We start from the raw sequence: 13,949 nt of genomic DNA, 5'->3' as shown, positions 1-13,949 counted from the left end.
TCTTTAAAATAATGGTGTAGAAAATTATTGAACAATTACTTTTTCAGTACTTGTTTTACCATCTTCCTCTACTTTCAAAATATATACTCCTCTGATAAGCGAAGAAGTATTAATTTCTTTACTTTCTGTTTGAAGTGATAAAACTTCTTTTCCAGAAACGTCATAGAATGTAACTTTTTTAGAACCGTTATTTGCTGTAATGACAAACACTTTTCCGTTAACTATCGGATTTGGAAAAATTGCAAATCCTTCAATAGCATTTTCTTTGATGTCCAATGAGCAACCATCATTAGTTACGTGAACAGTTCTACAGATCATAACTTCATTATTAAATGCATCTTTGACAGTATAACTTACAACATAAGTTCCAATAGTATTCACATCAAGTGTACTAGTTACCATAACATTTGAAGTTAAATCTGTACCCAGATTATCTTTGGCACTGTAACCTGCCTCCATATAAGTACAACCTTTACCAATGGATATCTCCATTTGTCCTAGTAATGTGATCATTGGTACTGCTCTTTCAATAGTAATAGTCCATTTTTGAATAGTACCATTTTGAGCTATCACATTATACATAATTGGCATTGTGTAATTAAGAGATGTAACTCCACTATTTTGGTAATAAGTACCAATAAGTACAGTTGCTTGTTCTGATACTTGAAAAACAGGAACCAGAGCATTCAAATTCGCATTATTATTCACAAATACCTTAACCGTTTTGGAGTTTGTATCGATCAAGCTTGAACCAACTTGATTTGCTACCGAATAGTTAATAAACGAAGCTTCTGGGTTCTTAGCATTAATAGCTACATTGTAATTTGTTTTAGAAAGCTTGTTTTCTGAAACTACTGTAACTAATACATTATTTGTATAATCTACTGCTGAACTTTGCGATGTTTGTTTTACGTTATCGATATATAATTCAGCACCTGTAGAAACAGTAAATGCCGCTTTTAAATTTGAAGTAGTCACTCCAAATGGCACTGTGGCAGTAACATTGTCTCCAGAAATAGTAGTTGCAATATCCTGCGTTAAACTAGGGTTTGCACTAGCTTTAAAATCATAACTAATTAATTTGCTCTCACTATTCAATCCAACAAGAACATTGATAGAATATTGTTCTACAATTCCTGTATTGAATCCAACTCCTTGAACCTCTAGGACAACGGGTGCTCCAAAGTTTACCAATGTTTGACCACTTACTACTGGAAGACCTCCAATAGTTACTGTAGAATTCATACCTGCACTAAAATCTATTGTAGCTGCATTAATATCTATTCCATCTTTTAATACAACGTTGAATGTTTTACTGGCTGCATCATAAGAAGACGACAGTTGTTCTGTCAACTTCAAGCTTTCTAGTAATACTGGTGTATTCCAGAATTTGCCAATACCCATACCATTTGTATCTGCATTTTTGACAATAGCCGTATTATCACTTGCACTAGTGTCATATACATATTGTCCGTCACCAGAAGAAAAAGAATAATAAGCTAATAAACCTGCTTCATTTCCTGTAAATTTAGTAGTTGCATTAGCCATAAGTGTTGCTTGGTCGCGAACACCAGACCAGATACGAACTTCATCAATTTTACCATCTATACCACGTGTTAGTGAGGCATTGTTTCCAATAAAAGCTTGTAAGGTAGCATTTGTAGATGCTGCTGCTGCAGTACCTGTTGCTGTAAAGGGAACTGCAACTCCATTAACATAAATAGTATAAACATTGGTAGCACTTACTGAAAATGCAATATGTTGCCATTTATTCAATGATACAGAATTTGCTCCTGTGTTCGCCACATAAGAACCTGTTGCTGTCGTAATTGATAGCACCAAACTATTTTCATTATACGTAGGATTGTTGTTGGTATGAACAAACAATAGCACTCTTGACTTATCCAAAATTCTCCCAAATGTTGTTGGATTATTTCTATTTACCCAAGCTTCAAAAGTATAATTGTTTGTTAGATCTAGAGCTGGGCTCACATCTGTAACTATATAATCGTCTACTCCGTCAAAAGTACCTACTACATTGGTAGCTGCATCAGCTACGTGATTAAATGAGATAGTTTTTGAATCATTTGTAGCATCTGTATCTCCAACCAATTTGGTATATACTTCAATCGCATAATTTCCAACAGCGGATAAATCTGCTTTTGTTGTAAAAGTGAAAGTACCAGTTGCACCAGCCGCAATTGAAGCTGTATTTGTTTGTACAACCTCTGCTCCACCATTAATTTTATAAGCTATTGGGAAATTTGAAATCGCAGTCGTCGAATAGTTACGAATAAGAGCAGTAACTGTAACTGGTTTCATTCCTAGTTTTACTGGTGCAGTAATTGATTCTACACTAGCATCAGCTGCTGTAAAAGGAAGAACGTTAATAGTATACTCTTCAATTTCGAAGTCTTCTCTTGAAGTTTTTAATCCATCAAAAGTGGGTCCAAGATTCACATTAAAATATTCACTCGGAGATCGGAACATATGAATAACACGCATCAGTTTTTCACCAGAAGTTGTACTCGCTGGAATTGTTAGACCACCTACCAAAGTTGTGTTGTTTCTAAAGTTGTGAATACTTGTAGTAGAAGCAACAGCTGGAGATGTCGCAGTAGTTAAGGTATTAACCCAAAAGTTTCCTGCATAAAATTCATCCGTTAGGTTTCCGTCACCATTTAAATCGATTACAATCATTGTAAAAACACCTGGTGTTGTACTAGATAAATCTCTAGAAATCGGTCTTTCAGGTTTTGAGATTGTAACTTGAGGCTGATAAGTAAATCCAGAATATACAGGTATCTTGATGTTTTTAAAATCTGAATAACCAGTAACTCCAGAATTGTTTATAACATCATTCCACTTAAATGAAGTAATCGCAAAACCATTAGTATTAGTATTGGTTGGTAAATTATTATTGTTATAAACTACTTTTTCAATAGAGTTATTTGTTATATCATCATCAATTTCGTTAACACCTGCTTTAATCGTATATTGACCATTAGCTAAAGATAAATCTGCAGTCGTTTCAAATGTGTAAGTTGCAGTAGCTAGAGAAGCAATAGTAGCAATAGTACCTGTAACTTTAGCTTCACCATTTACTTCGTAATAGACAGACACGTTAGTTCTTGCAGTAGCACCATTATTCTTAACTAAAATAGTTATAGGGTTTGCTGCTGTTTTTTTACCAAGAATTTCAGGTGCATAAATTTGTGTAATTCCAGTATCATTTAGAGTTGATGTTGGTTTAGCTACACATGAAATAGTAGCAACCCATCCTTTTTCAACAACTTCGCTGTCAGATATAAATCTAAATGTAAGTTGTCCTCCTGTAGCAGTAGAAGTTAATGATGGAGGTAATGAATTTCCGTCAAACTTCCCTAATAATGTTGCTGAAACCGAACTTCCATTATATACATATAGATAATCATAACCAGCTTCTACATCAAATTCGGTAAAATCAACTTTAATGCTATTCCCTGTAACTGCAGGTGCAAAAGTTATGGTTTGTGTAAGACTGTTGCCGTAATCCGCATACCTACTACCGTTATCTACAAAAACTGCTGAACAAGTGGTTACCGTTGTAGCGCTTCCCATCGCAATATCAGTCCCGTTGTTAATAACTGTTTTAGTAATTGAATTGTTAGCTTCAACTGTATCACCTGTTGGAGTAATTTTAGCAACAACAGTATATATTCCTCCTGCTACGAAATCTGCAGTTTTAGTGAAAGTATAGGTAGACTCACTTAAAGGTGCAATAGGTCCTGGAAGAACTTCTGTAACTTCCGCTTGATTATTAATTTTATATGAGATCGGAATATTACTAATGGCTGTTGGAGAATAATTATAAATTTTAGCTGAAACTGTTTCAGTTGCAGTATAGCCCGTGTTGGTTGTCAATGAACTCAAAGCAAGATCAGTTGTTGTTGCTTCATAAATCTCAACATTATCAATAAAAATTGTATTATATGTTGGGGTCGTTGTAGCATCATTATCCATGACACCTTCCAAAGTTACACTGAATTTTGTTCCAGCTACTGCTGCCAAATCATAAGTCAAGGTAGTGTTTCCTGAAAGTGAAGCCCCTCCATAAACTGATACATTTTCATGACTTGTAACAGGTACACCGTTTACTAAAACTCTAAAAAAGTTTTTATTAGCTGCAACACTATTTGACCAAATTAAATTGAATTTTAAACGAATTGCTTTGCCTGTTAAAGTAGTGGCATCGATATCACAAAAAGACAATCTTTTAATGTAATTCGGATTATTTGTAAATGCATTACTTACTGTACTAGCAACCCATAATGGTGAGCCAGCAACAGATGAACCAGACATTTTTACAGCATCTAATAGATCTAAACTTGCAGATTCATATCCAATTGTTCCTGTACTGCTCGCTTTTGACAAGGTATAGTTTGTTGGCTTTCTATCATTAAAGTTTTCTTTAAAAGGCAAAGTTGGTGCTGTCAAAGTAGGACTACTTATTGGTTCTACATTAATAGCCTTAGCTCTTTGTGATACTAGACCAGTAGCAGTGTCAATTGCACGTACTGTAAACCAGTTATTATCACCTACTGTTAAATTTGCAAAAGTATAGGTAGGGTCACTTACAATTGCAACTGACTCAAACGCATATCCATTTAATTTTAATACTTCATATGTAGCACCTGAGATTGCGTTCCATGTCATCGTGTAAGCAGACACTCCACATGCTGCAGGAGCAATTTGCAAGTTCTCAGGTTCTGTCATAACCGCAAAGTTTTCTTTCGAAAATTCTACTTTGCTTCCAGCGCTGATTCTGATTTTTGCATTCGAAACTACACCTTGTGGTACAGTCCAAGCAAAATTTCTTGCCGCTGCCGGTAAATCTGCAGCTATTATTGTATAAGTATTACCTCCATCTACTGAATATTCGATAGTAAATGGTTTTTCATCCCCCTCGTAATCCCAACGAATATATTCTGTTGATTTTGGATTAAATTTTTCTCCACCAATAGGATAAGTTACTACCAACTCTGGAGCAACATAATCATAAACTACTGAAAATTCTTGTGCGTTCAAAGGTACTGTAGTTCCTGTAACTATAATAGTATAAGTACCTGCAGCTGGATTATCTAGTGTGATTTGCTCGATATTATTCAATAAATCTACCCCTCTCTTAGCAATAGCATTTGGAAGTGTAGGATCTAGTATCCACGGAAGTGTTGTTACACCGTCTTTAACTATTTTAATATCTAAATCATTTACAGATATATTAGTTGCGCCTGGCGTAGCTCCTATATCTGAATAAGCCATCATAATTTTTAACGATGACAAACCTGCTGGCACTGTAATTTGTTTTTCATAAGTAGCACCATTTGCAACAGATGCTGTGTAAAACATTTTTTTATCCAATACCTTTATTGCTCTTAAAGCGTTTAGATTACCAAAACCATATTTATAATCTGGTCCAGCATTACCAACATCTTTAGCCGTATTACAAACTAACGCTTTCATTAAGGAAGCCAACGGTTTTGCTGCATAAATATTTTTGTAACGTTCATACAACAAGACCAAAGTTCCAGAGGTTCCTGGCGTTGCCATAGATGTTCCACTCATTGTTTGATATCCATTGGAATAATCCAAAGAATAAACATTTGTTCCTACTGCTGCAATTTGAGGTACCAAACGACCATCTAATGTTGGACCAAAACTACTGTAGGTACTAATTACATCATTTGGATCATTTGCAGCTACATGTAAAGCATTCTTAGAAGCCTTTGTAGAAGTATTAAATCCACCTGTGTAGGCACTCTGTGAATTTCCATTCGAATAAACATTTAATAAATAAGGATATTTAACTGTTACGTCATCATCCCCTCGATCACTAACGCTATATCTCGTAGTATTGTAACCAGTTGTTAGACTTACACCATAAGAGTTAGAAGTAATTTCTACTCCATCATCGGCAGCAGCAAGATCTCTTTCTACATACACAGGAAGTCCGTTTGATTGTGTATTAAAATTCCACCCAAACATCTGTACATCGGGCGCCATCCCTTTTGCTCGAGGATCTAATACTCCTGCTCCACCAATAGTTCCAGAAACGTGTTCTCCATGTGAAGATGGGTTTTCATATTCTCTATTTGTAACTCTTCCAGTATGATCAATATGTTTTTCTAGATTTCCATCCCAGATTCCGATTTTTACCCCTTTTCCTGAAAGATCGTAACCTAATCCTGGAATTTTAGAACTTAAAACGTTTGCTTTATGTGATGTTACACCTGGAACATTATCACTTTCTACTGGAGCAGGTTGTAATTCGATATTCTGTACCCAATTTAATTCAGCTAATTCATTTACCTTTTCAGATGGAACTTCAAGGTATACTTGATTATATGAGCTAATATTTTTGAAGCTTTTGATATTAAGTTTAGCTAAATCACTATTAATCGTTGCTTCGTCAACACCTTTGAAATAAGATGCCACTACTTTGATATTATTATTTTCCATTCCGTATTCAGGAACAGCTCCATTAACAATTACAGGATCAATTTTTAGTTCAGAATCTACTGCAACAACAGTTCTAATGTTTTTTGAAAATGTACTTTGATTGTAGTATTTAGAATCAATAGCTACATAATACGCATTATTAGATAGATAACTAATTAAATTTATTCCCTTGTTTTTTAATTCTTTTTGCTCATCCAAAGTAGGAATCTTTGTAAATTGCATTAAAGAATATTCTGTTTTAGGAATTTTCTTGTCGGTACTTTTTTTACGAGCACTAACTTGAGCAGAGAAATCTGCTGTAGTGTTAATTTTTCTTCCATTTATTGAAATGGAATAATTATCTTGATTACTAACCTGCGACCATCCTCCCATGATCGACAAGTTAATCAAGACAAGTGAAAGTAATTTTTTTCTCATCTTTGAATAATTATATGTTAATATGTTAAAACGGTAAATTTAATTTAACATTTAAAAATAAACGCTAAAAATTTTAAACTAAATAATTTGATTTATAATTTAGTTTTCATTATTAAAAATCACCATTTCTCTTTATATCATTGCATTTAATTAAACGGATTCAAAAAATGATTGAATTTTATTCATTGTTATATTGTTAGTAATGATATAGATACTTTATTATTTACAGTGTATTTAGTGATGAAAATGCAATATAATTTTATAGAAATTAACAATTTTTAGGTTTCCTCTTATTTCTACACACACTTAGCACTATTTCGATAAAAATTATTTAATAGAGAATTAATAAAAAATTAATGGACAAAAAAAAAAGACTTTCTTCCGTTAGGATGAAAGTCTAAAATGTATCTTTTAAGATATATTATGGAGCTTTTTTTTCGAATAGTATAGCTATAAATACAAACTAATAAATTGGTACCCCCTAGCAATTAGCATGGACAATCCAAAACTCAACAAAGTTCCTATCAGCACATATTCGGTCAAATTACGGTCTTTAGCATTGTTTAGATCTCCAAATCTAAAGATTGATTTAGCTCCTAGTAAAAATCCTACTCCCTCCCAATAATCCATGAGAACAAATGCAAATATAAAAAGTCGTTCTAGTATCCCGATATATTTACCCGCCTGATTGGGATTCTCATCTTTCATTTTCCATTTTGATAACAGCACTTTAATGATAATTGCCGCTACTTGGGTCTGTAACACCAAAGCAGTTAGAAATAGGACTATTTGAGAAAATGAAATTACAGTAGGATCAAATACAAATGGTTTATAGGAATAAACCACAAAAGTTATAATTATTAAGTGGGCAATTTGATCTAAAAAAAACAAGAGGATTTCATTCTTTTTATTTTGTAATCGCAATTTAATCCAATCGATTATAAAATGTGAAAAAATGATAGATATTATTCCAATCCAATATTGAAACTGAAATTGCAAAGCTATAATTAACGCCAAAGTATGTACACCTATATGCAAGCATAAGTATTTCGGACGCTGTCTAGCAATAGATTTTTCTTTTACCCATTTATCTGGTTGTAGCAGAAAATCACCAACCAAGTGGGCTAATAATAAAGGAATTAATAATGTCAACATAATTCAAGTATACTTTGTCTATAGTAGTTTAAAAATTGATTGAGTTGGTCATACCCTCCCCTTTTTAATGCTTCGCTAATATTTCCTTGACCTTTTTTGTCGAAATTCTCAGCAATATCTATTTGATTCATTGTTGGGTTTTGGAATTTAAAGCAAATCACTTTAGCTGTTTTAGCTGTCCATTTATCCATTGTAATCGAAGCCAAGTCTAACATAGTGTTAACTATTGTATTATAGTGCTCCCAAGGTGTCTTTATCGAGAAGTAATGTTTCTTTAACCTATCAAAACTAGTTCCCGAATTTACAAAGGCTGAACCATTTGATTCAGTGATTTTATCTGTTCGGTAATTAATATCTCCCACTCCAATAGCCATTCGAACATTAATATTATTACTTTTTAAAGACGATTTAATTATAAGGCCTAATAACAGAGCTTGTTCTGGACTTGTTATAATTTGAAAGCTATCACCACGGTAAATTTCCCAATCTTTGGGAGTAGAACCATATTGACTCAATATTTTTTTTAATGGATGCATCCACAATTCAACGTCTGTTTGTTGAGATTGGACAATATCACCTGTAATAACTGCAAACATATAAAATTAATTTAGCTTGTAAATATATCTATTTAAAAGCAGATAATAAAAAATATATACAAAAAAGCAGATAATATTAAATATATGCTCAGTGATATATATTATCAATCACTTAAAAATGATTACTTATGAAACATCATTTTCTTCTTATTAATAGTTTTAAATGTAACTAAAATATAAAGATAAGCGCTCCATTTTATATTAAATAATTTCAGTTTGAGTTAAAGTTACTCATCACTTATTACAAAAAATATGTTTTTTGGAACAAAAAAAAACCGAGCCATTGCTAGCTCGGTTTTATTATTTATTCTTGAAAAGATCCCGATAGAATCGGGACAAGCGATTCACACAATTTTTTATAAAAATTGGTTTATTACTTATTTTACTTCTTCGAATTCAACGTCTTCAACATTGTCTCCTTGGTTTTCAGCTTGTGGTTCAGCACCACCTTGAGCTTGTTCTCCTTCAGCATACATTGCTTCAGTAGCTTTTTTCCAAGCAGCATTGATGTTATCAAGTGCAGTTTGAATAGCTGGAATGTCTTGAGATTGGTGAGCCATTCTCAATTCAGTTAAAGCGTACTCAACAGCAACTTTATTATCATCTGTTAATTTAGCTCCAAGATCTTTCAACTGAGTTTCAGTTTGGAAAATCATAGAATCAGCTTCGTTTAATTTCTCAGCTCTTTCTCTTGCAACTTTGTCAGACTCAGCGTTAGCTTCAGCATCTTGTTTCATTCTTTCGATTTCTTCAGAAGTTAATCCAGAAGAAGCTTCGATACGAATATCATGAGATTTACCTGTTCCTTTATCAGTAGCAGATACTTTGATGATACCATTTGCATCAATATCAAAAGAAACCTCGATTTGAGGAACTCCTCTTGGTGCTGGTGGAATACCGTCTAAGTTGAAACGTCCGATAGTTTTGTTATCAGCAGCCATTGCTCTAGCTCCTTGAAGAACGTGTAGTTCAACAGTTGGTTGAGAATCTGCAGCTGTAGAGAAAACTTGAGATTTTTTAGTTGGGATAGTAGTATTAGCTTCGATTAAGATAGTCATAATTCCACCCATAGTTTCGATACCTAAAGATAAAGGTGTAACGTCTAATAACAATACATCTTTTACATCTCCAGAAAGAACTCCACCTTGAATAGCTGCTCCAATTGCAACAACTTCATCAGGGTTAACTCCTTTAGACGCTTTTTTACCGAAGAATTTTTCAACTTCTTCAACAATTCTTGGGATACGTGTAGATCCACCTACCAAGATAACTTCGTCAATATCAGATGTAGATAAACCTGCATCTTTCAACGCTCTTGCTACTGGAGCCATAGAACGTTTTACTAATGAATCAGCTAATTGCTCAAATTTAGCACGAGATAATTTTTTTACTAAGTGTTTTGGTCCTGAAGCAGTAGCCGTAACATATGGTAAGTTGATTTCTGTTTCAGTAGAAGCAGATAATTCAATCTTAGCTTTTTCAGCAGCTTCTTTTATACGTTGTAATGACATTGGGTCAAGACGTAAATCAATATCTTCGTCAGCTTTAAATTCGTCAGCTAACCAGTCAATGATTACTTGGTCAAAATCATCTCCACCTAAGTGAGTATCTCCATTTGTAGATAATACTTCAAAAACTCCGTCTCCTAATTCAAGAACAGAGATATCAAATGTACCTCCACCTAAATCGTAAACTGCGATTTTTTGATCTACTCCTTTTTTATCTAATCCGTAAGCAAGTGCAGCAGCAGTTGGCTCATTGATGATACGCATTACTTTAAGACCTGCAATTTCACCAGCTTCTTTTGTAGCTTGACGTTGTGCATCATTAAAGTAAGCAGGAACAGTAATAACCGCTTCAGTAACTGTTTGACCTAAATAGTCTTCAGCAGTTTTTTTCATTTTTTGCAATGTCATTGCTGACAATTCTTGTGCAGAGTATAAACGACCATCAATATCAACACGTGGTGTATTGTTGTCTCCTTTTACTACTGAATAAGGAACTCTTTTTGCTTCTTCTGTAGTTTCAGCAAAAGATTGTCCCATAAAACGTTTGATAGAAGCAATAGTCTTAGTTGGATTAGTTACCGCTTGTCTTTTTGCAGGATCCCCTACTTTAATTTCTCCACCTTCAACAAAAGCGATGATAGATGGTGTTGTTCTTTTTCCTTCTGCATTAGGAATTACAACAGCTTCATTACCTTCCATTACAGAAACACAAGAGTTTGTAGTACCTAAATCAATTCCGATTATTTTACCCATTTTTAATATATTTAATTTTATTATATACTCGTTTTAATAACTTGTTGACTGTAAAGCAATCTTTATGCCAACAGAAAACCCTATATTAAATTGTCAGTATTTGTTATAATGGCGGAAATATAGCTGACATCTTGACATTTTACTACGACTGACATTTTAAAATGCACAATATCTATACTGTCATATTTACTCATGAGTACTCCCTAAACACAACCTTTAATGAGTTGAAGGCACTGTAAAGGTTATAATCGAATCAAAATTAATTAATCATTCACTTTCCATTTTCGAATTCGAAATTTATTTTCTTTATCTGTATCTTTGTTTTCTTAAAATTCAAATTATGTTTACCCTATCACAAATTCAGGACGCACACGATAAAGTGCAAACCGGCGAAGATTTTTCTACTTACATTCAAGACTTAATTCAATTAGGCGTTAAAGGATACGATACTATTGTTACAGATGGCCGAATCTCTTATTATGGAGATAATAACTACACAACCACTACAGAGGCAAAATACGAAACATTGGCTACTGCTACAATCGCTAACAAAGAACGATTTATAGAGTTTTTGGTGATGCACCAAGATGGTCAAACTAATTATCATACGTTTTGCCAACATGCAGCACAATGTGGTATTGCAAAATGGCGCGTTGACATCATAGAGATGACCTGCACGTATTTAGACGCAGCTAATAATCCGATTGTTATCGAAAAAATTCCAGTGTAATTTAGAACTTCATCATCTTAACTGGTTATATTATCTATATTAAAAAAAACCTGTCGCAGAACTATCGATTTCGACAGGTTTAAAATAAAACTTTGTTCTTGATTAAACCTTTATAAATTTATTCTCATCTGGTTTGAACTTTGATTTCAAGTACTCCTTCACAACCAGAAACATTTTGAATCAACTTAGTTTTATACTTCAACAAAAAAAGAAATTTAAAATAAACTCTTCATTTCTTTCACAATAACTTCATTCTATTAATTTTTAACGCTTTAGATCAAAATAGAAAAATGATCTTAAAATTGGTCCATAGCGATAACCTATTAATTTACCACTTTTCTCAAACTTCTTGAGAATCTATCTTTCAATTCACTAATTTTACTATCCTACATTATCTATTAATTAAATAAAACAATACATATGACCTCTTTCAGCAAACAAATCTCTTTTCGTTGGGCAGATCTTGACCCAAACTTTCACGTAAGACATAGTGTGTATTATGATTTTGGTGCACAACACCGTATCGAAATTTTAGAGGGGCTTGGACTAACAATGAAAATTATGCAGTCACAGTACTTTGGCCCAGTAATCTTTAGAGAAGAATGTGTTTTCCGAAAAGAAATTAAACTTTCTGACACCATATATATTCACACCAAAGTGGCAAAGATGAAACCCGATGCTTCGAGATGGACAATTGTACACGAGTTGCGTAATGAAGAAGATTTACTTGCTGCCACAATTTCTGTAGATGGTGCTTGGATGGATACAAAATTACGTAAACTTGTAAACCCTGTTCCTGATGTGATATTAAAAGCATTGTCTGTCTTTCCTAAAAGTGACGATTTTATTCAACTTTAATTTTTAAATGTAATTTCATATAAAATTAAATACGTAAATTTGAGAATAAGCACTTTCAAATTATAACAAACTTCACTCAAATAGTAATAAGCCCTAGAAGAACTCCTCATTTACCTAAAACAATAAACTTAAAAATAAAGATATATGGAATCAATCATTCAATTCGTACATGCTGAAACTAATAAAACAGCAGAACACATCGTATTAAAAAAGTTAGATACCTTAACAAATCATTTTGACTGGGTAATACGTGCAAATGTCATCTTTAAGGAAGAAAAAGATTCATATGGTAAAGGTAAAATTTGTGAAATAACATTGAGTTGCCCTGGCCCTAGAATATTTGCAGTTTCTAATGAAACATCTTTTGAAATTGCAGCTGCAGAAACTGTTAAAGATATAGAGACACAATTGAATAAGCGAAAAAGCGAAATGAAATCGCATTAATAACATCTTTTAATGCAATTTAAATAAATGAACTTTATTAAACTTTTGAGTTTGATAAAGTTCATTTGCATTTAATAGCGCCCACTTTAAAATATTTACCTAATTTTACATGCTCGAATTGATATAGAGTACCCTTAATTTATTAAGGTTTCAACCAAAAATAGAACAGAATGTCTGTAGCAAAAAAAGATTATAAAAGAATTACCACTAAGTCCTTGATCGAAATGAAAGCAAATGGAGAGAAAATCTCTATGCTAACTGCTTATGATTTTACTATGGCAAAAATAGTTGACACAGCTGGTGTTGATGTTATCCTCGTAGGTGATTCTGCCTCCAACGTTATGGCTGGACATGAAACTACCTTACCTATAACGCTAGATCAAATGATCTATCATGCTTCATCGGTAGTGAGAGCAATAGAAAGATCACTTGTAGTAGTTGATTTGCCTTTTGGTAGTTATCAATCAGATCCAAAAGAAGCGCTGCGTTCTGCCATTCGAATAATGAAAGAAAGTGGAGGTCATGCCGTAAAATTAGAAGGTGGTAAAGAAATTAAAGACTCCATCAAAAAAATATTAAATGCCGGTATTCCTGTAATGGGCCATTTGGGTTTGACACCTCAGTCAATTTACAAATTTGGAACCTATACAGTACGTGCCAAAGAAGAGCAGGAAGCTGATAAATTGATCGAAGATGCTTTGCTTCTAGAAAAGTTAGGATGTTTTGCTGTGGTTGTAGAAAAAATTCCCGCACACCTAGCCGAAAAAGTAGCTCAAAGTATTTCTATCCCAGTTATCGGAATTGGTGCAGGAGGAAATGTTGATGGTCAAGTATTAGTTATTCACGACATGCTTGGAATGAATAATGAATTTAGCCCACGTTTCCTACGTCGTTATATGAATTTATTTGAAGGAATGACTACCGCAATTGGTCAGTATGTTGCCGACGTAAAATCAAAAGATTTCCCTAACGAAAAAGAACAATATTAAG

The 13,949-nt window shown here is 33.4% G+C and carries 8 protein-coding genes; 4 read left to right on the top strand and 4 right to left on the bottom strand.

All coding sequences use genetic code 11. From position 1 onward, the window contains the following. Positions 1–24: 24 nt before the first annotated feature. From LXH21_RS09405 to dnaK, 4 genes are all read right to left on the bottom strand, one after another. Entirely contained in the window at positions 25–6,915 is a 6,891-nt protein-coding gene (locus LXH21_RS09405; protein WP_239865110.1) for a S8 family serine peptidase, read from the bottom strand. Positions 6,916–7,365: 450 nt separating this feature from the next. Next, complete coding sequence (locus tag LXH21_RS09400; protein WP_239865109.1) at positions 7,366–8,070, bottom strand: DUF3307 domain-containing protein; 705 nt, start codon at positions 8,068–8,070, stop codon at positions 7,366–7,368. After that, positions 8,064–8,666, bottom strand: coding sequence for a transcriptional regulator (locus tag LXH21_RS09395; RefSeq protein ID WP_239865107.1), 603 nt, complete (start codon positions 8,664–8,666; stop codon positions 8,064–8,066). Before LXH21_RS09395 ends, LXH21_RS09400 begins: the two co-directional genes overlap by 7 nt. A 377-nt stretch (positions 8,667–9,043) precedes the next feature. Continuing rightward, positions 9,044–10,927: a molecular chaperone DnaK gene (gene dnaK, locus LXH21_RS09390; RefSeq protein ID WP_239865105.1), complete on the bottom strand. Its 1,884-nt coding sequence runs from the start codon at positions 10,925–10,927 to the stop codon at positions 9,044–9,046. Positions 10,928–11,267: 340 nt separating this feature from the next. On the opposite strand from dnaK, the gene LXH21_RS09385 reads away from it, so the two are divergent. The 4 genes from LXH21_RS09385 to panB all read left to right on the top strand — a co-directional run bounded on the left by LXH21_RS09385 (position 11,268) and on the right by panB (position 13,948). Next, positions 11,268–11,657, top strand: coding sequence for a DUF1398 domain-containing protein (locus LXH21_RS09385; RefSeq protein WP_239865103.1), 390 nt, complete (start codon positions 11,268–11,270; stop codon positions 11,655–11,657). Positions 11,658–12,077: 420 nt separating this feature from the next. Further along, a complete protein-coding gene (locus LXH21_RS09380; RefSeq protein ID WP_239865101.1) occupies positions 12,078–12,515 on the top strand; it encodes an acyl-CoA thioesterase in 438 nt (145 codons plus the stop codon). Positions 12,516–12,659: 144 nt separating this feature from the next. Further along, entirely contained in the window at positions 12,660–12,959 is a 300-nt protein-coding gene (locus tag LXH21_RS09375) for an HPF/RaiA family ribosome-associated protein (RefSeq protein WP_239865099.1), read from the top strand. Between the two features lie 170 nt (positions 12,960–13,129). Further along, positions 13,130–13,948, top strand: coding sequence for a 3-methyl-2-oxobutanoate hydroxymethyltransferase (panB, locus tag LXH21_RS09370; RefSeq protein WP_239865097.1), 819 nt, complete (start codon positions 13,130–13,132; stop codon positions 13,946–13,948). Position 13,949 lies beyond the last annotated feature (1 nt).

Origin of the sequence: Flavobacterium algicola (assembly GCF_022399565.1) — a bacterium.
Taxonomy (GTDB): Bacteria; Bacteroidota; Bacteroidia; order Flavobacteriales; family Flavobacteriaceae; genus Flavobacterium; species Flavobacterium algicola.
Note: the sequence above shows the minus strand (reverse complement) of the source record. Positions and strands in the feature narration are given on the sequence as shown.

What these genes read in the sequence shown, in the direction of transcription:
- LXH21_RS09405 (WP_239865110.1), bottom strand. Translation starts at nt 6,915, where the DNA reads ATGAGAAAAAAATTACTTTCACTTGTCTTGATTAACTTGTCGATCATG.
- LXH21_RS09400 (WP_239865109.1), bottom strand. Translation starts at nt 8,070, where the DNA reads ATGTTGACATTATTAATTCCTTTATTATTAGCCCACTTGGTTGGTGAT.
- LXH21_RS09395 (WP_239865107.1), bottom strand. Translation starts at nt 8,666, where the DNA reads ATGTTTGCAGTTATTACAGGTGATATTGTCCAATCTCAACAAACAGAC.
- dnaK (WP_239865105.1), bottom strand. Translation starts at nt 10,927, where the DNA reads ATGGGTAAAATAATCGGAATTGATTTAGGTACTACAAACTCTTGTGTT.
- LXH21_RS09385 (WP_239865103.1), top strand. Translation starts at nt 11,268, where the DNA reads ATGTTTACCCTATCACAAATTCAGGACGCACACGATAAAGTGCAAACC.
- LXH21_RS09380 (WP_239865101.1), top strand. Translation starts at nt 12,078, where the DNA reads ATGACCTCTTTCAGCAAACAAATCTCTTTTCGTTGGGCAGATCTTGAC.
- LXH21_RS09375 (WP_239865099.1), top strand. Translation starts at nt 12,660, where the DNA reads ATGGAATCAATCATTCAATTCGTACATGCTGAAACTAATAAAACAGCA.
- panB (WP_239865097.1), top strand. Translation starts at nt 13,130, where the DNA reads ATGTCTGTAGCAAAAAAAGATTATAAAAGAATTACCACTAAGTCCTTG.